This window comes from Pseudomonas syringae (assembly GCF_000737245.1).
In the GTDB taxonomy this organism is placed as follows: domain Bacteria; phylum Pseudomonadota; class Gammaproteobacteria; order Pseudomonadales; family Pseudomonadaceae; genus Aquipseudomonas; species Aquipseudomonas syringae_J.
On sequence record NZ_JPQU01000056.1, the window covers coordinates 38,637 to 61,939 of the forward strand.

Annotated in this window: 17 protein-coding genes; 10 read left to right on the forward strand and 7 right to left on the reverse strand. The window is 57.5% G+C overall.

Annotation, left to right across the window (positions count from 1 at the left end):
* The first annotated feature begins 3 nt into the window (after positions 1–3).
* The 4 genes from IV01_RS06755 to IV01_RS0125365 all read left to right on the forward strand — a co-directional run bounded on the left by IV01_RS06755 (position 4) and on the right by IV01_RS0125365 (position 5,770).
* Positions 4–942, forward strand: coding sequence for an ornithine cyclodeaminase family protein (locus IV01_RS06755; protein ID WP_032630308.1), 939 nt, complete (start codon positions 4–6; stop codon positions 940–942).
* A 58-nt stretch (positions 943–1,000) separates the two neighbouring features.
* Positions 1,001–2,452: a short-chain fatty acid transporter gene (locus IV01_RS06750; RefSeq protein WP_032630309.1), complete on the forward strand. Its 1,452-nt coding sequence runs from the start codon at positions 1,001–1,003 to the stop codon at positions 2,450–2,452.
* A 578-nt stretch (positions 2,453–3,030) separates the two neighbouring features.
* A complete protein-coding gene (locus IV01_RS06740; RefSeq protein ID WP_032630461.1) occupies positions 3,031–4,452 on the forward strand; it encodes a sugar porter family MFS transporter in 1,422 nt (473 codons plus the stop codon).
* 109 nt (positions 4,453–4,561) lie between these two features.
* Complete coding sequence (locus IV01_RS0125365) at positions 4,562–5,770, forward strand: sugar transporter (protein WP_032630311.1); 1,209 nt, start codon at positions 4,562–4,564, stop codon at positions 5,768–5,770.
* Between the two features lie 6 nt (positions 5,771–5,776).
* Here IV01_RS0125365 and IV01_RS06735 read toward each other — a convergent pair whose 3' ends face one another.
* Positions 5,777–8,251, reverse strand: a complete 2,475-nt coding sequence (locus IV01_RS06735) for an EAL and GGDEF domain-containing protein (protein ID WP_154232252.1) — start codon at positions 8,249–8,251, stop codon at positions 5,777–5,779.
* A 315-nt stretch (positions 8,252–8,566) separates the two neighbouring features.
* On the opposite strand from IV01_RS06735, the gene IV01_RS06730 reads away from it, so the two are divergent.
* Positions 8,567–10,894 (forward strand): putative bifunctional diguanylate cyclase/phosphodiesterase, encoded by a 2,328-nt coding sequence (locus tag IV01_RS06730; protein ID WP_032630312.1) that lies wholly within the window; start codon positions 8,567–8,569, stop codon positions 10,892–10,894.
* Positions 10,882–11,766 (forward strand): phosphate/phosphite/phosphonate ABC transporter substrate-binding protein, encoded by an 885-nt coding sequence (locus IV01_RS06725; RefSeq protein ID WP_032630313.1) that lies wholly within the window; start codon positions 10,882–10,884, stop codon positions 11,764–11,766. Before IV01_RS06730 ends, IV01_RS06725 begins: the two co-directional genes overlap by 13 nt.
* A gap of 410 nt (positions 11,767–12,176) precedes the next feature.
* Here IV01_RS06725 and IV01_RS06720 read toward each other — a convergent pair whose 3' ends face one another.
* The 6 genes from IV01_RS06720 to IV01_RS06695 form a co-directional block, all read right to left on the reverse strand.
* The gene (locus IV01_RS06720; protein WP_032630314.1) at positions 12,177–13,421 is read right to left on the reverse strand and encodes a saccharopine dehydrogenase family protein; all 1,245 of its coding nucleotides are present in this window, start codon (positions 13,419–13,421) and stop codon (positions 12,177–12,179) included.
* Between the two features lie 27 nt (positions 13,422–13,448).
* Entirely contained in the window at positions 13,449–14,546 is a 1,098-nt protein-coding gene (locus IV01_RS06715; protein WP_032630463.1) for a carboxynorspermidine decarboxylase, read from the reverse strand.
* Between the two features lie 162 nt (positions 14,547–14,708).
* On the reverse strand, positions 14,709–15,086 hold the full coding sequence (locus IV01_RS06710) for a hypothetical protein (RefSeq protein ID WP_050507867.1): 378 nt from the start codon (positions 15,084–15,086) through the stop codon (positions 14,709–14,711).
* A 5-nt stretch (positions 15,087–15,091) separates the two neighbouring features.
* Positions 15,092–15,859 carry a phosphatase PAP2 family protein gene (locus IV01_RS06705; protein WP_032630315.1) on the reverse strand — a complete coding sequence of 256 codons (768 nt, stop codon included), beginning with the start codon at positions 15,857–15,859 and terminating at the stop codon, positions 15,092–15,094.
* Positions 15,860–15,895: 36 nt separating this feature from the next.
* On the reverse strand, positions 15,896–16,756 hold the full coding sequence (locus tag IV01_RS06700; RefSeq protein ID WP_032630316.1) for a phosphatase PAP2 family protein: 861 nt from the start codon (positions 16,754–16,756) through the stop codon (positions 15,896–15,898).
* A gap of 11 nt (positions 16,757–16,767) precedes the next feature.
* Positions 16,768–17,454, reverse strand: coding sequence for a histidine phosphatase family protein (locus tag IV01_RS06695; RefSeq protein ID WP_050507841.1), 687 nt, complete (start codon positions 17,452–17,454; stop codon positions 16,768–16,770).
* 333 nt (positions 17,455–17,787) lie between these two features.
* Between IV01_RS06695 and IV01_RS06690 the strand changes: the two genes are divergently transcribed.
* The 4 genes from IV01_RS06690 (at position 17,788) to mapR (ending at position 23,253) form a co-directional block, all read left to right on the forward strand.
* Complete coding sequence (locus tag IV01_RS06690; RefSeq protein WP_032630317.1) at positions 17,788–19,437, forward strand: phosphoethanolamine transferase; 1,650 nt, start codon at positions 17,788–17,790, stop codon at positions 19,435–19,437.
* Positions 19,438–19,508: 71 nt separating this feature from the next.
* Positions 19,509–20,183: a response regulator transcription factor gene (locus IV01_RS06685; protein WP_032630318.1), complete on the forward strand. Its 675-nt coding sequence runs from the start codon at positions 19,509–19,511 to the stop codon at positions 20,181–20,183.
* Positions 20,184–20,427: 244 nt separating this feature from the next.
* The gene (gene yghU, locus IV01_RS06680) at positions 20,428–21,267 is read left to right on the forward strand and encodes a glutathione-dependent disulfide-bond oxidoreductase (protein ID WP_032630319.1); all 840 of its coding nucleotides are present in this window, start codon (positions 20,428–20,430) and stop codon (positions 21,265–21,267) included.
* Between the two features lie 576 nt (positions 21,268–21,843).
* On the forward strand, positions 21,844–23,253 hold the full coding sequence (gene mapR, locus IV01_RS06675) for a GntR family transcriptional regulator MpaR (RefSeq protein ID WP_032630466.1): 1,410 nt from the start codon (positions 21,844–21,846) through the stop codon (positions 23,251–23,253).
* The last annotated feature ends 50 nt before the right edge of the window (positions 23,254–23,303 follow it).

Genomic DNA, 23,303 nt, shown 5'->3' on the forward strand with positions numbered 1-23,303 from the left:
GACATGCTGATTATTGATGCCGAGCGCACGCGCTCCCTGCTGCCGTTCGCTGAACTGGTGCCCGCGCTGGAGACAGCGTTCTGCGAGCCCGTGGAAGTGCCCCTGCGGCATAACCACAGCATTGCACCCGACTCCGACTCACCCGGCTGCATGCTGCTTATGCCGGCCTGGAATCGGCAGGGTTTTCTCGGCATCAAGACCGTTACGATCTACCCGCACAACGCCAGCAAAGGCCTGCCCGGCCTGCATTCGACCTACATGCTGCACAACGCCGAGACCGGCGCGCCACTGGCCTTGATCGACGGCAACGAAATCACCTCGCGACGCACCGCTGCCGCGTCGGCGTTGGCCGCATCGTTTCTGAGCCGCGAAGACGCAGCTTCGCTGCTGGTAGTCGGTGCGGGACGGGTCGCAAGCCTGCTCGCTTATGCCTATCGCGCGGTGCGGCCGATCCGTCAGGTGGCGGTGTGGGACATCAATCCCGCACAGGCGGCAACCCTGGTGGAGCAGTTGCAGCGTGATGGCTTCGAAGCCTGGGTCGCCGATGATCTAAAGGCCGCATGCGCCCATGCCGACATCGTCACCTGCGCAACGCTTTCGACCACACCGCTGATCCTGCGCGACTGGCTACGTGACGGCACGCACCTGGACCTTATCGGCGGCTTCACCCCGCAGATGCGCGAAACCGACGACGCCTGCTTCGTCGGTACGTCGGTATTTGTCGACACTTATGAAGCCGTGCTCAAGGCCGGCGACCTGCTAAGCCCACTGGCCAGCGGCGCACTGCTGGAAAGCGATATCCGTTCGAATCTGGCGAGCCTTTGCCAGGGCGAGCATCCGGGCCGCGCAACGGCCAAGGAAATCACCGTATTCAAAGCGGTAGGCACGGCCCTTGAGGACCTGGCCGCCGCACAACTGGTTTACCTGCAACACTCAAAATAATTAGAAAGCCTCATCACTTTTGAAGCTGCCTGTCGCCCGATACTTCAGGAAGACAACCATGAAAGAGTCTGTTCTACAAAAAAGCGACACAACAAAAGAAGACCTCGGTTTTTTCGAAAGAATTGCCGTCGGAGTTTCCAACTGGTCCGAGCGCTGGTTCCCCGACGCCTATGTATTCGCAGCGGTTGCGGTGGTGCTGGTGGCAATCGGTTCGCTGTCCATCGGCGCATCAGTGAAATCAGTGGCCGGGGCTTTTGGCGACGGTTACTGGAGCCTGATCCCCTTCACTATGCAAATGGCTTTGGTGGCCATATCGGGCTACGTCGTCGCGGTATCCCCCCCTGCCGCGAAACTGATCGACAAGCTCGCGTCGCTGCCGAAAACAGCTCGCGGTGCAGTGACCTTTGTCGCATTCATCAGCATGAGCATTTCCATGTTCAACTGGGCGATCAGCCTGATCCTCAGTGGCTTGCTGGTCAGGGCAATTGCTCGTCGTACCGGGTTGAGGATGGATTACCGCGCGGCCAGTGCCGCAGCTTATCTGGGGATGGGCGCCACCTGGGCGCTGGGGCTGAGCTCTGCGGCCGCGCAGATCCAGGCCAACCCGACCAGCCTGCCCAAGTCGATTCTCGACATTACCGGCGTGATTCCATTTTCGGAGACTATTTTCCTCTGGCAATCGTTGACCATGGCGGGCGTGCTCATCGTGGTGTCGATGCTGGTCGCCTGGTTCTCTACACCAACAGAAGGCCGGGCGCGCACCGCTCAGGACATGGGTGTGGATCTGAGCGTTCCCGATGAGGTAGCGGACGGACCACGCCGTCCGGGTGAATGGCTCGAATACAGCCCGCTGCTGACCCTGCTGATTGTGGGTCTTGGCTCAATCTGGCTGTACAACGAGTTCACCACCAAGAACCCGATCTATGTGATCTCTGGACTCAATACTTACAACTTCCTGTTCCTGATGCTGGGGATGCTGCTCAACTGGCGGCCGAAGCGGTTCCTGGCAGCGATTGCCAAGTCCGTGCCTTCGGTGGCCGGGGTTTTGATTCAGTTTCCACTGTACGGCGCCATCGCGTTCATGATGACCAAAGCCGTGGGCGCCGATGGGGCGACCTTGTCTCATCACCTGGCCTCGGCATTCGTCGCCGTGGCCGACAGCGATAGCTTCGCGGTGGTGATGGGCGTGTATTCGGCGGTGCTTGGTTTCCTGATTCCCTCCGGAGGTGGCAAGTGGATCATCGAAGCGCCTTACGTCATGCAAGCGGCCAACGAACTCAAGGTCAACCTGGGTTGGGCGGTGCAGGTCTATAACGCAGCCGAAGCATTGCCGAACCTGATCAACCCGTTCTGGATGTTGCCACTGCTGGGTGTCCTCGGACTGAAGGCGAGGGATATCGTCGGCTTCACGTTCACCCAATTGCTGGTGCATACGCCGCTGGTGCTGTTCATGCTTTGGGCATTTTCCATGACATTGAGCTATACGCCGCCGGTCATGCCTACGCCTTGAGGGTGCGAAACAGCAAGGTCCTGTAGGCGTTGTCGGAAGTTACGACGGCTGCGAAAGCGGTTTGCCTGACACCCCCATGTTCGCAGCCTGCGGCAGCTCCTACAGATCGCACCGTACCTGTGGGAGCGGTGCTTGCCCGCGATTTTAGCGCTGCGGTGTTTCAGACATACCGCGTTATCGTTCAACGCGAGCAAGCTCGGCTCCTACAGACGATCACCGAACCTGTGGGAGCGAGGCTTGCCCGCGAACCAGGCGACGCGGACTGCCTGACACACCGCGTTATCGTTCATCGCGAGCAAGCTCGGCTTCATCAGAAGTACACCGAACCCGTTGGAGCGAGGCTTGCCCGCGAAATCAGGCGATGCGGTTTGCCTGTTCCACTCTGGGAGAACATGCTGCCCGTAGGCGACCAGGTCGACAACTTCACCGAAATAAGAGCAGCTGAAACGATTAATTACTGTGAAATATCCGGTTACTTTGCGGAACTCGCGCGGCTGGCAGGCCCCTAAGATGCCATGTCCGCAGCCTGGGCCATTGTTTTCAACTGGCCGTCTCACTGTTCAACCAAGGATTTCGCAGTGCCTTCAAGTATCTCCTCACCAGCAAAACCTGATCAGGGTGGGCAGGCGATGTCGCCTTCCAGGATGATCTTCATTTCTGTGCTCGTTGCCACCATGGGTGCTTTGGCATTTGGTTATGACACCGGCATCATCGCCGGTGCCTTGCCATTCATGACATTGCCTGTGACTGAAGGCGGACTCGGCCTGACGGCGTTTACCGAAGGGCTGATCACGTCTTCGCTCATTGTTGGCGCAGCCTTTGGTTCCCTGGCCAGCGGTTATCTGTCTGACCGGTTCGGTCGCCGGGTTACGTTGCGGGTTTTGTCGCTGCTATTCATCGCTGGGGCTCTGGCCACAGCCACCGCACCTTCGGTCCCCATCATGGTCGCCGCGCGCTTCCTTCTGGGCATCGCCGTGGGCGGTGGTTCGGCGACGGTGCCGGTGTTCATTGCTGAAATTGCTGGCCCGAAAAAACGTGGACGACTGGTCAGCCGTAATGAGCTGATGATTGTCAGCGGTCAGTTGATGGCCTACGTGCTTAGCGCCCTGCTTGCGGCGTTGCTGAGTTCTTCGCATATCTGGCGCTACATGCTGGCTATCGCCATGATTCCCGGCCTGTTGCTGTTGGTCGGTACTTTTTTTGTGCCGCCATCGCCGCACTGGCTGGCCAGCAAAGGCCGCTTCGATGACGCTCAGGATGTTCTCGAGAAACTGCGCGATACCCCCGAGGAAGCCAAGGCCGAAGTTGCCGAGATGAAGGCGCAAAAGGAGAGCCAACGCAAGCGTCCGCCGGTGTCGGAACTATTGCGTCAAAGCTGGGTGATCAAGCTGCTGCTGATCGGTATCGGTCTTGGGTTCACCGCCCAGTTCACCGGCGTGAATGCCTTCATGTACTACACGCCGATCATTCTCAAGACCACCGGCATGGGCACCAACGCTGCACTGACCGCCACCATCGGCAACGGTGTGGTATCGGTGATTGCAACATTGCTGGGCATCTGGGCAATTGGCCGTTATGGCCGTCGTCATCTGCTGATGACGGGGCTGGTCATGGTGGTCCTCGCTCAGATTGCACTGGGTTGCGTGCTGACGTTCATTCCGCAGAACCTGACGCAGAGCTATGCCGCACTGGCCTGCATTCTGCTGTTTCTGCTGTTTATGCAAATGTGCATCGCGCCGGTTTACTGGCTGCTGATGTCGGAACTGTTCCCATCCCAGGTGCGCGGACTATTGACCGGCACTGCGGTATCGATGCAGTGGCTGTTCAACGCCGCCGTCGCCTTTCTGTTTCCCCTGGCGCTGGCTGCATTGGGCAACCCTACGTTCTTCATCTTCGCGGTCATCAACGTTGGCTCGCTGCTGTTCGTGTTCTTCTGTCTGCCGGAAACCAAAGGCAAGTCCCTGGAAGAAATCGAAAAGCACATGAAGAAAGAACTCTAGACGTGTGCGCCGTGCTGCCACTCTAATTGTCACCGCGACCGGCACGGCGCGATCATTACGCAGCAGGTTCCCCGCCAGAGGAACCTGCCACAACGTTTTGCGAGGATTCATGACAGCGTCTGCTGACACTCAAAACACCAGCTGGGTCAGTGTCTGCACACTGGCAGTAGCCGCCTTCATATTCATCACCACAGAATTCGCGCCCGTGGGTTTGCTCAGCGCCATCGCCAACAGCTTTGGTATGACCTCCGCTCAAGTGGGTCCCATGCTGACGGTCTATGCCTGGACCGTTTCACTCATGTCGCTGCCCATGATGCTGCTGACCCGCAACATCGAGCGCCGTCTGCTGCTCAAGGTGGCCATCGGCGCATTGATCGCCAGCCACATCCTCCTCAGTCTGTCGCCCAACTTCACCCTCGTAGTGATCAGCCGGGTCTGCATTGCCTTGGCCCACTCGGTGTTCTGGTCGATCACCGCCTCTCTCGCAGTGCGCCTGGCGCCGCAGGGTAATCGCGCGCGCGCCCTCAGTATTCTGGCCATGGGCTCATCCCTGGCCATGGTGCTGGGCATTCCAATCGGTCGACTGCTGGGCGAAAGCATGGGCTGGCGGGCCACGTTTCTGGCGATTGCCGGGGTTGCCTGCCTGATCTGGATTCTGCTGGCCAAGAAACTGCCCCTGTTGCCAACTCAGAACAGCGGCAGCCTGACCAGCCTGCCGATCCTGTTCAAGCGTCCGGCGTTGGTGTCGCTGTACTGGATCACCGCTCTGGTGGTGACGGCCAATTTCACGGCCTACACCTACATCGAGTCGTTCGTGCAAAAGGTTGGCGGTTTCAGTGAAGGGACCACGACCTGGTTATTGCTGTTGTTCGGTCTGGCTGGACTACTGGGTTCGATGGTGTTCAGCAAGCTGGATACCCGCTTCCCGAAAAACCTGACCGCACTGGCGATCGGCTCGTTGTGCCTGTGCCTGGGCCTGATGTTCTGGGCGTCATGGAGCATTTATACGCTGGTGGTCGTGTTCGCTTTGTGGGGGCTGGCGATGTTGTGTTTCGGCGTGCAGATGCAATCCCAGGTCATCAGTCTGGCGCCGGATGCCACTGACGTCGCGACCGCTTTGCACTCGGCCATCTATAACATCGGCATTGGTGGCGGCGCGCTGCTGGGCAGTATCGTCGTGCATCACCTGGGTTCGGCATGGGTGGGCGTTATCGGCGGCCTGGCGGCAGCAGTGGCTCTGGCGTTGTGCCTGTTCAACGCCAGACGGTTCGAGAAAGCCGCGCGGGCAGCCGCTCGGGAATCAGGGCTGCAGGGTTAGTCCACGTCAGAGCGGATCAAGTTCTTTGCGACGCTCATCGGCCGGGACCGGGTACCCGAACAGATGACCCTGAAAGTGTGAGCAGCCCTCTGCCTCAAGCTGAGCCTGCTGCTCCAGGGTTTCGACGCCCTCGGCAGTGACCTTGATGTTCAGGCTGTTACTCATACCGGTGATGGCCCTGACGATGGACAACGCTTCGCGACTCTGCCCCATGTCGCGAACAAACGACTTGTCGATCTTGATGCGATCGAACGAGAACGAGCGCAAATATCCCAGCGATGAATAGCCCGTACCAAAATCATCCAGCACAATACTGATCCCCAATTCCTTGAGCGCCCGCAAGGTATGAATATTCTCTTCGCTATTCTCCAGCAGAACTGACTCGGTGATCTCCAGCTCCAGACGATCGGCTTCAAGGCCCGAATCAGAAAGTGCCAGTGCCACGATGTCCACTAACCCGGGTTTGTTGAATTGCACCGACGACAGATTCACCGCCACGGTTTGTCGTGTGCCCCAGCTGGCCGCCTCGCGGCATGCCAGATTCAGGGCGCGGCTGCCGATTTCATGAATCAACCCGGTTTCTTCGGCAATGGGAATGAAGTCCAGAGGCATGATCGTACCCTTGGTTGGATGCTCCCAACGCATCAAGGCTTCATAGCCGCAGATGCGTCTGTCCCGGCTGTCGATGATTGGCTGGTAATGCAGTTGCAACTGGCCCAGATGCAGCGCGGTGCGCAGGTCGGTCTCGATGCTGCGACGGGCGCGGGCTGCATCACTCAGCTCGGGGCGGAAATACTCGTGGCGGTTGCGACCGTTGCGTTTGGCTTCGTAAAGCGCCATATCCGCAAAGCCCAAAAGTTGCTGGGCGCTGTCATGGTCATCCGGTGCTATGGAAATGCCGATGCTGACCCCAACAACAAGACTGTGCTCCTCAACTGAAAACGGCCTGGTGATCGCCGAGATGAGTCGTTGCGCAGTGCTGCCAGCGGCCTCGTAATCCTCCAGTGCCGTCAGCACAATGGCGAACTCGTCACCGCCAAGCCTCGCCAGGGTATCGTGCTCACGCAACTCAGCGCGCAGGCGCTTGCCCAGCGCGTTCAGCAGTTTATCGCCGAATGCATGACCGAACGCGTCATTGATATGTTTGAAGTTATCCAGATCCAGACATAAAACACCGGTCAACTTTCCCGGGTGCTGATCCAGCTCAAGAGCCAGCCGCTCGTTAAACAGGGTTCGGTTGGGCAACCCCGTAAGCGCATCGTGATGAGCCATGTGCTGGATCTGAGTTTGAGCGGCCAACTCGTCAGTGACGTCCTCTGCGACAAACAACACGTAGTTGGACTGGCCTTCGAGGTTCTTGCACAGCAAGGCCCGACTGCGAAGGGTGCGGTCTCCGATAACCGTCGCAACCAGCGTTTCGGCCACCTGTACACCGGGTTTGCGAAACACCCTCTCCAGCTGCTGCTCGATGTATTGGGCGACGTCCGGCTGCAAACACGCACTGATCGTGCGGCCCACCATACTTGCCTGCCGGTAGCAAAACAGGCGCTGGGCTTGCTGATTGGCCAGCAGCACCCTTTTGGTCACAGCGTCCTGAACGATGACGCTGGCAGGAATGTTGGCGATCACAGAATCAAGGAAGCGCGACAGCGACGTCATTTCCTGGCTGTATTGCTCGGCCAGCTCTTTGGCACTGACCAGCTCAAGCTCGTAGCGGCGGCGCTCGCTGATGTCCCGGGTGACCTTGGCAAAACCGATCAGTTGCCCGCTTTCATCGTCATAGATCGCATCGATCACCACGCTGGTCCAGAAATGGCTGCCGTCCTTGCGTTGACGAATACCTTCAGCGGCGAAACGGCCGTTTCTGCGCGCGGTTTCCAGCCCGGCCTGGGGCAAGCCCTTGGCTCGGTCCTGAGGGGTATAGAACACCGAAAAATGCTGACCGATGATTTCTTCTGCTTTGTAGCCTTTGGTCCGCTGCGCCCCGACATTCCAGTTCACCACGTGACCCTGGAGATCGAGCATATAAATCGCGTAATCAGTGACGCCCTGCACCAGCAGACGAAAACGACGTTCCTGCTCCTGTTGAGCAAGTTGAGCCTGGCGCTGCACGGTGCAGTCGCGGGTGACTTTGGCGAAACCCAGCAATTCGCCCGCCTCGCCCCAGATCGCATCAATGACCACATGAGCCCAGAACGAGGTTCCGTCCTTGCGCAGCCGCCAGCCCTGATCCTCGAAGCGTCCGGTCGTCCCGGCAACCTGCAGGTTTCTGTCCGGCAGGCCGGCGGCAATGTCTTGCCGGGTATAGAAAGCCGAGAAATGCTGGCCTACGATTTCGCCTGCGGTATAGCCCTTGGCGCGCTCCGCTCCCGGATTCCAGTTCGCTACGATGCCTTGCGGGGTGAGCATGTAAATCGCGTAATCGATCACACTTTGAATCAACTGGCGATACATCAGGTCGGAGCTTTCACTCATCGGCATTACAGCGAACCTCAGCTGAATTCAAAGCCGGCTATCCATGGCAGTGACAGGTATAACCAGGTACTTTTGCGCTAAGTATCATAATGCCACTAATGGTAGGGTTATTGGCAGAGATTTAAGGTGATTGAGCGCACAACTCCAGCGAATTTCTAAATTGAAACGATTGCTGCAGGAGCGGTCGCAGGTTGCGAAGACGGTGCACCTGTCAAACCGCGACTCGCAGCCTCGGCAGCTCCTGCGGATCAGTAAAATCTGTAATATTTTTGTTACACACTGGTAGTAATGTGGCGTTTTCTTGCGGCTGGAAGAATGAGAGTGATGCGCCTGTTTTCTTCCTCGTTGAGCCTGCTTCGGCTGCTGCTGGGCATCTTGTGTGCCGCCACCCTCGCTTTTCTGTGGGGCTTGTTTCTTCAACAGAAAGCCACTTCCGAGCACGAAGCACTGGCCGCCAAAGCCGCAGAACACCTTAATCTGGCAACCATTGCCGCGGAAAACCTGCGGCAACTGGTTGACCGCGCCCAAGCCATCGGCAAAGTCGCGCGCAGTGATATTGAAGATCGCGATCAGCGCAATTGGGGTCTGGTGCGCATGCTCGCCGAGGACCCGGTCCTCAAACGCATGACCCTGTACAGCAAAGATGGCAGGCTTCTGTCCGGCACTCATGTCGATGAGCCACAACAACTGTCCGCTAACTGGCTGGAACAACTTCAAAAGCACTTCGCCCTGTACGGCCTCAAGCCTTTGTTGCCGGGCTCAATCAGCGGTCAGACTGGCTCGCCCTCACCCAGCTGGCGACTACCGTTCCTGCTCCCGCTCACCGATCCCGCTGCACGCGAGCTCGAAAGCGTGTTGCTGGTCCAGCTGGACATCGGCTATCTGGCGGCGCTTTTTGAGCGCATCGATCTAGGCCGCAGCGGCATGATGCGTTTGCTGGATAACACGGGCCAGGAACGGCTGCGCATCACCAGCAGCGGCGTCGTGATCTCTGGAGCAGCATTCAGCCCGGAATTACCATTCAGCGCTCAGGAAGCCGGGGAAATCACCCAATACGCCGCCTCGGCAAACTATCAGAGCTTGTATCGACGCATGGCGCCACGTGGCTTCAGCATCGTGATCAGCCAGCAGCGTGACGAAATCCTCGCCTCCTCAAGGCTGACTTACCAACGCCAGTTCTGGCTGAATGTGTGCATGACAGTTTTCATTCTCGCCAGCCTGATCTGGACTTTGCGAGTACTGCGCCGACGTCAGGAAGCCTTCGCGGCTCTGGAGCAGGCTCAGCAGATCAATCAGCAGCTGATCAGTCGTCTGGAAGACGAGCATCGGCGCAGCAGCCATGCCGCAGCAACCGACCATTTGAGCGGCCTGCACAATCGACGACAGTTCATGGAAGTGGCGGCGCAAGTCTTGACCCGGCAGCGCGGCAAGCGGCAGTTGTTGGCGATCCTGTTCATTGACATGGACCGTTTCAAGTCGATCAACGATTCCCTGGGGCACCGCACGGGAGACTTGCTGTTGCAGGCAGTGGCCGGACGCATCAGCCGCATGCTGGAGCCGAGCGACGAAGCTGCGCGTTTCGGCGGCGACGAATTTGTGGTGCTGCTGGCAGGCGAACGCAGCGAAGAACAGATCGATGCCTGGGCTCGCAGCCTGGTGGAAAAACTGTCTGCGATTTACTCCCTGGAAGGACACGAACTGAGCACCAGCCCTAGCGTTGGCGTCAGCATTTGCCCGCGGGATGGGCAAGACATCGACGACATGATTCGCTGCGCGGACGCGGCCATGTACTCGGCCAAGCGAGCGGGCCGTGGTCAATATCGTTTCTTCGACCCGTCGCTGAACGTCTCGGATATCAAAGAGTTCATCCTTGAACAGGCCTTTACCGGTGCATTGAGTGAACGCCAGTTCTTGCTCCACTACCAACCGCAAATCCGCCTGGATTCCATGCTGGTGGAAAGTTATGAGGCGTTGGTGCGCTGGCAGCATCCAGACTTCGGTTTGCTGTATCCGGATCAATTCATTTCCCTGGCCGAACGCAGCGGATTCATCATCGCACTGGGCTGGGAAGTCTTGCGCCTGGCCTGCGAAGACCTGGCACGCTGGCAAGCCCAGGGCCGGGACTCAAGGCTGGCGATCAACATTTCAGCGATACAGCTGCGCCAGGCAGACTTCAGCGAAAAATTGCTGAGCGAACTGAAGCGTTACCGCATCCTGCCACAGCGCCTGGAACTGGAAATTACCGAGACCTCGGTGCTGGATCCGGAAGGCCATGGCATCGAACATCTGCAACGCCTGCGCCATGCAGGTCTGGCCATCAGTCTCGACGATTTCGGCCAGGGTTATGCGGGCTTCGCTCATCTGCAATTACTGCCGCTGACCAAACTGAAGATCGACCGAGCGGTCATCGCGCCCTTGTCCAACAGTCCCGATGACAACCCAATCGTGGCCTCTACCATCATTCTCGCCAAGCGTCTGGGCCTGGAAGTCGTTGCTGAAGGCGTGGAAACCCGCGAGCAACTCATCTGCCTGAAGCTGGCTGGTTGCGACATGGTGCAGGGCTACCATTTCAGCCGGCCGATGTCGGCCGAACAGCTCAATGAATACGCTCCTTTTATCAACGCGATGGATACCGCATGCGCTCAGTAAAATGGTTGGCCGGGCTTTTAACGACGGCGTTGATGACATCAGCGCTGACCACCACGGTGCATGCCCAATGCACCCAACGCAGCCTGCGCGTTGCGATCATTCCCAATACCAGCAAGCCTTTGGAAGTGTTACGCCGGGACTATCAGCCGCTGCTCGAACGCTTGAGCACTTCGCTGCACATGCCGGTGGACCTGGTGTCTACCTCTTCGTCCTATGAAAGCGTGATTGATGCGATCGTCTCTGGTGGCGTGGACGTTGCCTGGCTTGGGCCTGCTTCCTATGTGATGGCTCGCCAGCGGGACCCTCGCATCGAACCGTTCGCCAGCCTGACGATCAGCCCTGGCTTCTTCACTCCTGCGGGCCACCACTACCAGTCGTTACTGCTGACCCGACGCGGTACCTTCGACAAGGTTGAAGCATTACGCGGCGCCCAGGTGGCCTTGAGCGATCCGGCCAGCACCTCCGGCAGCGTGGTGCCTAACGCTGAGTTTTCCGTGAAAGTCGGCCAGCCCCTCACCCGGTTTTTCAGCTCGGTGGTTTACGCAGGCTCCCACAGCAAATCCCTGGACACCCTGCTGGACGGCAGAGTGGATGCAGCCTTTGTCGCCAGTGTTGAAGTCGATGCCTATCTGAACAACGGACGTATCGGGCGTGACACCTTCAATGTCCTGTGGCGTTCGGAGCCCATCTACTACTCACCTTACGTGTTCAGCGGCAGCCTCTGTCCGGAGTTAAAGGAGCAGATCCGCAAGGCCATGCTCAATGACCAGCAAGGCCTTTCCGCATTTCTCCAGTCCCAGGAAGCCTCGGGCCTGTTCCCGGCCAGCCATGCTGAATACGAGCCGTTGTTGCGGATGATGCAGATGCGTTGACGCGCGCGGTGCCCCTGAAAGAACTGGATCCCTGTGGGAGCCGAGCTTGCTCGCGAAGAACGATGACGCGGTATACCTGTAGAACCGAGTGGCCTGAATCGCGGGCAAGCACCGCTCCCACAGGTTCGGTGATCGCCGCGGGAGCACGCTTGCCCGCGAAGAAAGATCACGCGGTATACCTGTAGAACCGAGGCGCCTGAATCGCGGGCAAGTCGGAATACCACCCACTCGCACCGTCAGGCTCGGTGATCGTGGTAAAAGCTGCCGAAGGCTGCGAATGGCGCGTGTCAGGCAAAAATACCTTCGCAGCCTTCGGCAGCTCCTACAAAAAGCGAGTGATGTGTTTGGTCATAAAGAAAGGTCAGAGCAATGTGCGCCGCGAGCGGCGCACATTGTCTTTGTTGGCTACATCAAACGATGGCGTCCCAAGGACGGTCGCCCTTGTCGTCCTTGATGCGGGTTGGCAGGCCCATGGCGTCAAGCAGCTTGAGGAACGGCTCGGCTGGCAGCTCTTCAACGTTGGCCATGCGCTGTACGTCCCATTCCCCACGGGCAACCAGCAGGGCTGCGGCCACCGGTGGTACGCCAGCGGTGTAGGAAATGCCCTGGCTGTCGGTTTCAGCGTAGGCTTCTTCGTGGTCGGCGACGTTGTAAATGAATACCTCGTGCGGCTGACCGTTGCGGGTACCTTTGACCAGATCACCGATGCAGGTCTTGCCGGTGTAGCCCGGCGCCAGCGAAGACGGATCCGGCAGCACCGCCTTGACCACTTTCAACGGCACGATTTCCACGCCCTCAGCAGTCTTCACTGGCTGCTCGGACAGCAGGCCCAGCTTGTTGAGCACGGTGAAGACATTGATGTAGTGCTCGCCAAAGCTCATCCAGAAACGCACGTTCGGCACGTCGAGGTTCTTGGACAGCGAGTGCACTTCATCGTGACCGGTCAGGTACAGGTTCTGCGAACCCACCACTGGCAGATCATCGGTACGTTTGACTTCGAACATGCTGTTGGTGGTCCATTGGCTGTTCTGCCAGCTGTACACCTGCCCGGTAAATTCACGGAAGTTGATTTCGGGATCGAAGTTGGTCGCGAAATACTTGCCGTGTGATCCCGCATTGACGTCGAGGATGTCGATGGAATCAATACGGTCGAAATGCTGTTGTTGCGCCAGTGCGGCATAGGCGTTGACTACGCCCGGGTCGAAACCCACACCGAGAATGGCGGTGACGTTCTTCTGCTGGCACTCTTCGAGGTGTTTCCACTCGTAATTGCCGTACCACGGCGGCGTCTCACAGACTTTGCCTGGCTCTTCGTGGATGGCGGTGTCCAGATAGGCGACGCCGGTATCGATGCAGGCACGCAGCACCGACATGTTCAGAAACGATGAACCGACGTTGATGACGATTTGCGATTCAGTCTCGAGGATAAGCGCCTTGGTCGCTTCGATATCCAGTGCATTGAGCGAGAAGGCTTTGATATCGGCGGGTTGCTTGAGACTACCCTTGGCCTTGACGCTGTCGATGATGGCCTGGCATTTGGAGATGTTGCGCGACGCGATAGCAATACGACCGAGTTCGTCGTTGTGCTGCGCGCACTTGTGGGCCACCACCTTGGCGACACCTCCTGCACCAATGATAAGAACATTTTTCTTCAATTTCTTTCTCTCTCCTTATCTGCCAGCTTACGAAAGGCTGGACAGGTAATCGTGGAAACCAAACTCACGAACCACCTCGACTGTACCGTCGAGTTGTTTCACTACGATGGACGGCATTTTCAGCCCGTTGAACCAGTTTTTCTTCACCATGGTGTAACCCGCTGCGTCAACAAACGACAGCCGATCGCCGATGGCCAGCGGACGATCAAATTGGTACTCGCCGAAAATATCTCCGGCCAGGCATGATTTACCGCACACCATGTACGTGTGTTCGCCATCGCTGGGTGCCAGCTTGGCGTTCAGGCGGTAGATCAACAGGTCAAGCATGTGGGCTTCGATGGAGCTGTCCACCACGGCCAGGTGCTTGCCGTTATAGAGGGTGTCGAGCACGGTGACTTCCAGAGAAGCGCTCTGGGTGATCGCCGCTTCACCAGGCTCCAGATAGACCTGCACACCGTACTTCAGCGAGAACGCCTTGAGGCGCGCGCAGAATTCGTCAAGCGCATAGCCTTCACCGGTGAAGTGAATACCGCCGCCGAGGCTGACCCATTCCACTTTGTGCAACAGATGACCAAAGCGTTCTTCGATGGTGCCCAGCATCTGGTCGAACAGGCCGAAATCACCGTTCTCGCAGTTGTTGTGGAACATGAAGCCGGAGATCTGCCCGATGACTTCTTCGACCTTGACCGGGTCCCACTCGCCCAGGCGGCTGAACGGGCGCGCCGGGTCGGCCAGCAGGTAATCGGAGCTGCTCACCTGCGGGTTGACGCGTAAACCGCGCACTTTGCCGGCCGAAGCCTCGGCGAAGCGCTGCAACTGGCCGATGGAATTGAAGATGATCTTGTCGCAGTTCTCGAGCATCTCCTCGATTTCATCGTCAGCCCAGGCCACGCTGTAGGCATGGGTTTCGCCGGCGAATTTCTGACGACCGAGCTTGAGCTCGTAAAGCGACGACGACGTGGTGCCGTCCATGTACTGTTGCATCAGGTCGAATACCGACCATGTAGCAAAGCACTTGAGCGCGAGCAGAGCCTTGGCCCCGGAGTGTTCGCGCACGTAGGCGATCTTCTCCATGTTGCCCAGCAGCTTCTGTTTATCGATCAGGTAGTACGGCGTTTTGATCATTTCGACGCCTCCGGCAAGGTCGGCCAAAAAAAGGACACGCATTGTGCCTTCACTAAGGGGCGTTCTCAATGAGTTTCCGCCCTGCGTCGGGGTGGGGCCTGAACACGGGCGATGCCGGCTGATTAAGCCGGTGCCAGGTTACAGTTTGATGGCAAAGTTATTTCAGGGCTGCGCTTTGCGCCCCAGCGCTTTGCTCCAGCTCTGGTCCTTGCTGTGCTGCCAGTTTCGGTCCGCCTGGCTGCCGATGCCGGCATGGTGTTCAACGTCACTGTTCACACTGGCCTGGCACTGACGGAAACCATCATCCCAGCCTGTCGCGTAATAACGGTCCGCCAGATAAGCCGGTACATTTTTCCGATACTCCGCCAGCGCACCGGCGGCCTGTCGACCACTGCCACAGCCATCTTCAAAACCGCTGACGAAGGGCGCCGGATAGCCTTGAGCGAGCAAGCGTTCACGGGTGCTCTGACAGCCACCCAATAGCGCAACAACCACAAACAGAGCTGCCAGCGCCGACACCTCGTGAAATGAGACAGGCATGATGCTCACCTCGGCCGCTCTACTCGGCCGCTCTTTTTTTTGGATATCAGGTTGCGTTCACTGATCGAGGCTGCTGTTGCCGGGCGATAGAGCAGCCAACGGTAACAAAGCACGCAGATCACCCAGTCAAACAGCAAGGTCCAGAGGTTATGGGAGAGAAAATGCGCGCCCTGAAGCATGCGCCCCACAGAAAAAATCACCCCCAACCCAAGGGCCACGCCCAGCGCAATACGTGCGCCGCGTGGATGACGGTCACGTAACGCGAAGAACAGGGCCAACAGCGAAAAACCAGTCGATGCGTGACCACCCGGCCAGCACCGCCCAGGCTTGAGGGTTTCAGCCCGGGCACTGAGCAGCGGCGTGAACGTCTCGATCCCACCGAACTCGGTGAGGCTCCACGGGCACTGAACCGCAGTAAGGGCCTTGAGCGGGGTGACGATTGCGGTACTTAACCCCATCGCCAGCACTACATAACCCAGCGGCCGGCGCCACTCACGCCATTTCGGCCGGAACAGGCTGGCAATAAAGCCGATGACGATCAGCATGCTCAGCAGAATCACCGCCTGCTTGGCGCGATCGTGCAGGATATTTTCCAGCCAGTAGCTCTTACGGCCGATAAAACCGCTGCCTGGAACATAAAATTTTTCGGCAATGGCGAAATCCAGACTTGCGGGGTCCAACCAGAGAAGCAAACCCATGATCAGCAACGGGAAGCCCAGCCAGAGCCGAAAATCAAAATGACGCGACACAGGAAGCGATGGTGCATTAGCCATGAACGAGTTCCGACAAGGATTAAAGTGCAGTTTTTTTCAGTTGCTGACTGACGAGGACGTAGCGGGAAGTTCCAATGTCGCAGTGCCCTTCCCGTCCGACCTGACCATTTTGCGAATCGGCTGCTGCAAGGCTGAACGCCCGTAGAAGAACAGCGCCACCAACAGCGTGCTCAACCAGACGAAAATCCCCGCCCAGAAGGTGTGCGACAGATAGTGCCAGCCTTGCAATACCCGGGTGGTCCCGTAGACCAGGCCCAGGACAGTTATGCCTGCCAGCAAGAGGCGCGAGTGCTGCCAGCGATAGCGTCTGGCAATAAAATAGAGGGCGAACAGGCTGAATGCGCTTGAGGCATGACCACCCGGCCAGCAACGACCAGCCCCGGCCTCGCGCCACAGGGTAAAGTTTTCAAACCATTCCCGATGCAGCTCGGCGCCGCCGTAAAGCGTTGTTTCCACCGGGCAATAGATGCTGGTATGGCTCTTCAGGAAATGGATGACGCCGGTACTCAGGGCAAAGGCGACAATAATGAAGAAGAAATCCAGCCTGTAGCGATGTAACTGCTGCAATGGCCGGGCGAGCCGCGAGCCGATGATGCGACGCGGGAGCCGACTTCCCCGGTACCTTTCCAGTAACGGCCAGATAAAAGACAGCAGCGCACCGATGATTGCCAGCTCACCGGTCCAGTTCGGGATGATCCGCGCCCACTTGTGGGTGATTTTTTCGAAAAGGTGGCTCTCACCAATCGGAAACACGCCAGCGACCGGATCGAAGAACAGATTGCTGAATAGCCGGTCGAGCTCGGTCAGGTCAAAGACCAGAAATGTCAGCAACGCCAGAAGTAAGGGCAAACCCAGATTGCGGTAATAAAAAGTAGCGCGGGGGCTTTGGGCTTTCATTAGAAAAGACATCAATTGGACTGCTCTATAGTCAAGTTTTTCCACTGTGCCGCGTCCAGCGATCCGAGGATCTTCGGTGCATGAGTGCCATCCACCTGAACGAAGAACGCCTGGGTGTATTCACTGCTGCGGTCCGAGGCATGCACGCCCATCTTGCGTTCGAACTGATCAATACAACCGCTATGGGTAATCAGCACCAGATTTTCTTTCAGGTTCTTATTAGCCATAACGGCACCCTTGAAGCCGTTATCGCACTCACTCAGCCAGTTTTGCGTAGGCACCGCCCGCCCCGCGATGAAATCCGCAGTCTGCCGGGTCCGGGTTAACGGGCTGGCGAGCATCCGAGTGTTTTCAAGTCCCAGTCGTTGTAAGCCGAAACCCACCGCCACTGCCGCATTGCTGCCAATTTTAGTAATGCCGTCGGCACTCCCAAGACAGGTATTGCCGGACCGGTCACAACGTTCGGCATGCCTGACCATGACCACTACCTCACCCTGTGCCCAGCGCTGGTACAGACCAGACTTGAGCATATTGCTGCTGACGCCAAGATCCAGCACGGGAGTCGCTGTAAAGAACCAGCCCGAAGTCGTCGCCAGGGTGACAATACTCATGACAAGTGCAATCCGTCCGTAGTTGAAACGACGCTTTCGAAAAGGGGGTCGCTCAGTCACCGAACCAATAATTAACGTCTGGGCCACCTTGTCGCTCCTGCTGAATATTCAGAACTGGGGCGCCCGTTGAGGGCAACCCTCAAATTTCACCCACATCAATGGCTTGACGATAAAACCTGCCCCGTAGCTGAGCAGTGAAAACAATGTGAAAAATAAGTTGAAGCGCTGACTGATAATGCTTCTGCCTTCCGTGAAGAGACGCTGTAACAGTTCATAAAAAAGCGGACATCACCCCACCATTTGTTTGCATGCTTTTCACAAAAATTTTATGCCACCCCCTCTAAAGTCCACGCCATTGGAGACAGCACCGCTTTTTTGCCTGACTGCCAGCGCTCCGCAACTTTTTCAAGTAGATTTCGTATGTTTAAAATCAAAGCAGTTCGCCCTGAACTTATCACCGTCTTCGCCAGCGCCTTCTTGCTGCTCGGTTTTAACGCAACCTTTTGGCAGCACCTCTTTACTATCACCGACACCGGCAGCACGGGCGTGCTGTTGCGCATTGCTTTCAGCGCCATGATATTTTTTGTATTTAATATCGCCCTCACCTTTTTGGCATTTGAAAAAATCTTCAAACCGTTGTTAATCGCGTTGTTCATGATCAGCGCAGGTGTCGCTTACTTCATGAACCGGTATGGCGTGCTTATTGATACAGGCATGTTGCGTAACTTCGCCGAAACCAATGCCACTGAAGTCTGGGATTTACTGTCACCCAAGTTGTTTGTCTATCTTGCACTGTTGGGAGTATTGCCCTCTTTTCTGCTGTGGAAAACCCCGGTCACGTACCGCCGGCTGCATCACGAACTCATCAGTAAAGCGTTGGTCAGCGTGACCTGTGCCGTGGTGATCACGGGTGTTGCACTGTTCAATTACCAGGGTCTTTCATCGCTATTCCGCAATCACAAAGAACTGCGCCTGATGGTCGTACCCAGCAATTACCTGAGCGCATCTATCGGGTATCTACGTGAGCAGATCGTCACCGCCCGGAAACCGTTTCTGAAGATAGGCGAAGATGCAAAGCTGAGCAGTGACTGGGCCCAACACTCGCGCAAATCCCTTACGGTTCTGGTGGTAGGCGAAAGTGCCCGGGCCGAGAACTTCGGCATACTGGGCTACAACCGCGACACGACACCTCAACTGCAGAAAGAGGATGGCTTGGTTGCCTTCACCGATGTTCACTCGTGTGGCACTGAAACGGCGGTATCGGTGCCCTGTATGTTTTCCAACATGGGCCGCAAGGACTACAACGCTTCCACGGCAAAAAGCCAGGAAGGTTTGCTCGACGTGCTCAAGCGTGCCGGTCTGGAAGTAATCTGGCGTGACAACCAGTCCGGTTGCAAAGGCACCTGCGATCGGGTAACAGTCGAGGACGTCAGCAATTTGAAAGATCCTCAACTGTGCGCCAACAACGAATGCAGGGATGAGATATTACTGCAGGGCTTGCAGAACTTTATCGATCACCTGGATAAAAACACCGTGCTGGTGCTGCACCAAATGGGCAGTCACGGCCCTGAATACTTCAAGCGTTATCCCAAAGAGTTCGCAAAGTTTACTCCTGTGTGCCAAAGCAACGCCCTGGACAATTGCAGCAGGGAGAGCATCGTCAACGGTTATGACAATACGCTGCTGTACACCGACCATGTGCTGGCCAGCCTGATTGATATCCTGCGCAACAATCAGGACAAAGTCGACACCGCGATGTTATACCTGTCGGACCATGGTGAATCGTTGGGTGAATACAATTTATTCCTGCACGGCACGCCTTACGTGCTGGCACCCGATCAACAAAAGCATGTGCCAATGCTGGTGTGGTTCTCCGACAGTTATCAGCGGTCGTTCTCGGTCGACAGCCATTGCCTGATGAACACCCGCAACGCACCCTTGAGCCAGGACAACCTTTTCCACTCGATGCTCGGCTTGTTGCAGGTTCATAGCAAAGCTTACGACCCTGCGCTGGATATGTTCGCAGGCTGCAGAAAGGCCAACACTGGCAGCGCGTTGGCGGCTCAGTAACCGCATCCCGGCACACTCATCACCACCACGGGCCTGATCAATCGGGTCCGCAGAATAAAAAAGAGCGGTCCATGCGCATACTTGTTATCGAAGACCATAAAGACATCCTGGCCAATGTGTCGGAGTACTTCACGCTCAAGGGCTGCGAAGTCTCGGGTGCCCTGGATGGCGTAACCGGGTTGCATCTCGCGGTAACGGGGAACTTTGACGCGATCATTCTGGACCTGATGCTGCCTGGAATGGATGGCAACACGGTCTGCCGACGCGTCCGGGAAAATACCAGCCAGCACGTACCCATCTTGATGCTCACCGCCAGAGACCAACTGGATGACCGTCTGACCGGGTTCGAGGTAGGCGCCGATGATTACATCGTCAAACCGTTTGCCTTGTCTGAATTATTCGCTCGGGTTGAAGCCGTCACCCGGCGCTTCAAGGGTGTGCAAAAAAACATCATTCAGGTCCATGACCTGACCTTCGATCTGGACTCGCTCGAAGTCAAACGCGCAGGCGTACTGCTAAGACTCAACCCGACCAACAGGGTCCTGCTGGAACTGCTTATGCGCAAAAGCCCCGCGGTGGTCAGACGCAAGGATTTCGAACAAGCGCTCTGGGGTAACGCCCCTCCCGACACGGATAGCTTGCGGACCAGCATCTACACGCTGCGCAAGACCATCGACAAGTCCTTCGAGACTCCGTTGCTGCACACGGTTCACGGCATGGGCTATAAGCTTCAAGGACCGCGATAGTAACAATCGTCAAACGCAAGCCATCCGGATTCGGGACTCAACACTGGCCCCGGGGTTGGGCGGGTCACGTTGGGAGGCCGCGCAAATGGCCACCCAACAGGCAGTGATGCTGCGGGTCATCTGACGCGACACCATCGGCAGGTCCCACAGGGTTCAGCGATTGCCACACGAATGTTCTGTTGAATCATACTGCGCCTCAGCCTGTCCCATCCTCACGCATCACCCAATTACCCGGAGGTTCTTGATGAGCAACGCGCCTTACGTTCCACCCAAGGTCTGGAAGAACGAAGCACCGTCTGGCGGTGCCTTTGCGAGTATCAACCGCCCCGTTGCCGGGCCGACCCATGAAAAGCAATTGCCCGTGGGCAAGCATCCTTTGCAGCTGTATTCCCTGGCCACACCCAATGGGGTGAAGGTCACGATCCTGCTGGAAGAGCTGCTGGCGCTGGGGCATAGCGGTGCCGAATACGATGCGTGGCTGATCCGTATCAACGAGGGTGATCAATTCTCCAGCGGCTTTGTCGAGGTCAATCCCAACTCGAAAATCCCGGCCTTGCTGGATCGCACTGCCCAGCCCGAGATCCGGGTATTCGAGTCAGGTTCGATCCTGCTGTATCTGGCAGAGAAGTTCGGCGCCTTGTTGCCTGCCGACCTTGCCGGGCGAACCGAAACCCTGAACTGGCTGTTCTGGCAAATGGGCGCGGCACCTTATCTGGGCGGTGGTTTCGGACATTTTTATGCCTACGCCCCCGAGAAAATCGAGTACGCCATCAATCGCTTCACCATGGAGGCCAAGCGTCAGTTGGACGTGCTCGAACAACGCCTCAGCCACAGCCCCTATCTGGGCGGCGACAGCTACACCATCGCCGACATTGCAGTCTGGCCGTGGTATGGCGAACTGGTGCGGGGCAATCTGTATTCAGCTGGAGAATTCCTCGCCGTCGACGAATACCCCCATGTACAGCGCTGGGCAGAAGAGATCGCCAAGCGACCTGCGGTTATCCGTGGCAAGCGGGTCAATCGAACCTGGGGCGATGAGGACAGCCAGCTAGCGGAACGGCATCAGGCGGCGGATCTGGATTGATAACCGGGCCAATGCAGCTCCTACGCACTGCAGTCATCGTGGGAGCGGTGCTTGGTCTGGGCCGCATCCGGGACAATTACAGACACCCCGGTTCATCAGTCCTACCGAGCCATCGTTCATCGCGGGCAAGCACCGCTCCCACAGTAAATCGGCGGTTGTCTGCTATACCGAGGCGCTACGATTCGCGGGCAAGCCTCGCTCCAACGGGGAACTCAGTCGCCTGTAGGAGCCAAGCTTGCCGGCGATGAACGATGACGCGATGCGCCTGGCGTGCCGCGTACCCTGTGGGAGCGGTGCTTGCCCGCGATGAACGATGACGCGATGCGCCTGACAGACCTCGGCGCCGGTATGGTCCGGAGGCGGCCCAGACCAAGCCCCGCTCCCACAAAAATCACCCGACCCCGTGGGAGCGAATTCATTCGCGAAGAGGCCAGTACATTTGAAGCCTCTTTATTGGTAGCCCGCTCTTACAGGTTCTGCGGCTCAGTCTGATCTGCTTTTTTCTGCAATGTTTGATGCTGTTTTCAACACAGATTTTCGCCCATCATGGCTGCCCAGCTCCCGCAGGCCTCGCTCATGAAACGCTACGAACAATTCGCCGCTGATATCGCTGAACTGATCCGCACCGGCATGCTGGCGCCCGGCGAGAAAGTGCCGTCGGTAAGAATGGCGAGTCGTACCTATGCGGTCAGCCCTTCGACGGTATTCAAGGCGTACTACCTGCTGGAGGATAGAGGTTTGATCCAGGCGCGGGCGCGTTCCGGCTATTACGTGAGGGAGTGCTCCGCGAGCGCGATGGTTGAACCCGAGCTGGTCAGGCATGTGAGTGAGGGCACTGATGTTGCCGTCAGCGAGTTGATATTTTCGGTAATGGCATCCCTTAAAGACCCTGAAACAGTCCCCTTCGGTTCAGCGTTTCCCAGTCCGTGGCTTTATCCCTTGCCACGCCTGGCCAGGTCCATGGCAACGGCAGTTCGCGAGATGTCACCCGCAGCCATTGTCAGCGACATGACCACTGGCAACCCCGAGTTGCGGCGCCAGATTGCGTTGCGCTACATGATCAGCGGCGTTCGCTTGCCGGCCAATGAGCTGGTGATCACCAACGGCGCGATGGAAGCCTTGAACTTGTGCCTGCAATGCGTCACTCAACCCGGTGATCTGGTTGCCATCGAGGCTCCGGCTTTCTACGCCTGCCTTCAGGTACTGGAGCGCCTGAAACTCAAAGCGGTCGAGATCCCCGTCCACCCCCGCGATGGTGTAGACCTCACGTCGCTGCAAGACAGCCTGCAACGCTTGCCCATCAAGGCCTGCTGGTTCATGAGCAGCCTGCAGAATCCATTGGGTGCCAGCATGACCCAAGAGAAGAAAGTCATGCTTTACGACCTGTTGACCGCCCATGACATTCCGCTGATCGAAGACGATGTGTATTCAGAGTTGTACTTCGGAACCCGGGCGCCCAATCCGATCAAAAGCCTGGATCGACACGGCCTTGTGATGCACTGCGGCTCGTTCTCGAAGAATCTGGCGCCAGGCTACCGGGTGGGCTGGGTCGCCGGCGGGCGTTATACCGAGCAGATCAATCGCCTGAAACTGATGACCACGATTTCACCTTCAGTGCCGGCTCAGGCGGCTATCGCCGATTACCTCAAGCACGGCGGTTATGATCGCCACCTCAGGAAATTGCGCGACACGCTGGAGCTGCAACAAGGCGCAATGCTGGCCGCCGCGACCCGCTACTTCCCCTCGAATACCCGAGTTACCAAACCCTCGGGCGGTTACTTTCTGTGGTTCGAATTCCCGGAGCAGGTTGACTCCCTGCAACTGTTTCAACTGGCGCTGGCACAGGGAATCAGCCTGGCACCTGGCCCCATATTCTCCGCCAGCCAGCGCTTTCAAAACTGCGCACGGCTCAATTACGGATACCCCTGGGATGAATGCAGTGAGCAGGCAATGGCCATGCTGGGACGTATCCTCGCCTCATTTTGAGTAACGCAGCTTGCTGCAGGAGTTGTCGGAGGTTACGACGGCGACGAAAG

Excerpts from the sequence above, each read along its gene's own strand:
- IV01_RS06755 (WP_032630308.1), top strand. The coding sequence starts at position 4 with ATGCTGATTATTGATGCCGAGCGCACGCGCTCCCTGCTGCCGTTCGCT.
- IV01_RS06750 (WP_032630309.1), top strand. The coding sequence starts at position 1,001 with ATGAAAGAGTCTGTTCTACAAAAAAGCGACACAACAAAAGAAGACCTC.
- IV01_RS0125365 (WP_032630311.1), top strand. The coding sequence starts at position 4,562 with ATGACAGCGTCTGCTGACACTCAAAACACCAGCTGGGTCAGTGTCTGC.
- IV01_RS06735 (WP_154232252.1), bottom strand. The coding sequence starts at position 8,251 with ATGCCGATGAGTGAAAGCTCCGACCTGATGTATCGCCAGTTGATTCAA.
- IV01_RS06725 (WP_032630313.1), top strand. The coding sequence starts at position 10,882 with ATGCGCTCAGTAAAATGGTTGGCCGGGCTTTTAACGACGGCGTTGATG.
- IV01_RS06715 (WP_032630463.1), bottom strand. The coding sequence starts at position 14,546 with ATGATCAAAACGCCGTACTACCTGATCGATAAACAGAAGCTGCTGGGC.
- IV01_RS06710 (WP_050507867.1), bottom strand. The coding sequence starts at position 15,086 with ATGCCTGTCTCATTTCACGAGGTGTCGGCGCTGGCAGCTCTGTTTGTG.
- IV01_RS06705 (WP_032630315.1), bottom strand. The coding sequence starts at position 15,859 with ATGGCTAATGCACCATCGCTTCCTGTGTCGCGTCATTTTGATTTTCGG.
- IV01_RS06700 (WP_032630316.1), bottom strand. The coding sequence starts at position 16,756 with ATGAAAGCCCAAAGCCCCCGCGCTACTTTTTATTACCGCAATCTGGGT.
- IV01_RS06690 (WP_032630317.1), top strand. The coding sequence starts at position 17,788 with ATGTTTAAAATCAAAGCAGTTCGCCCTGAACTTATCACCGTCTTCGCC.
- IV01_RS06685 (WP_032630318.1), top strand. The coding sequence starts at position 19,509 with ATGCGCATACTTGTTATCGAAGACCATAAAGACATCCTGGCCAATGTG.
- yghU (WP_032630319.1), top strand. The coding sequence starts at position 20,428 with ATGAGCAACGCGCCTTACGTTCCACCCAAGGTCTGGAAGAACGAAGCA.
- mapR (WP_032630466.1), top strand. The coding sequence starts at position 21,844 with ATGAAACGCTACGAACAATTCGCCGCTGATATCGCTGAACTGATCCGC.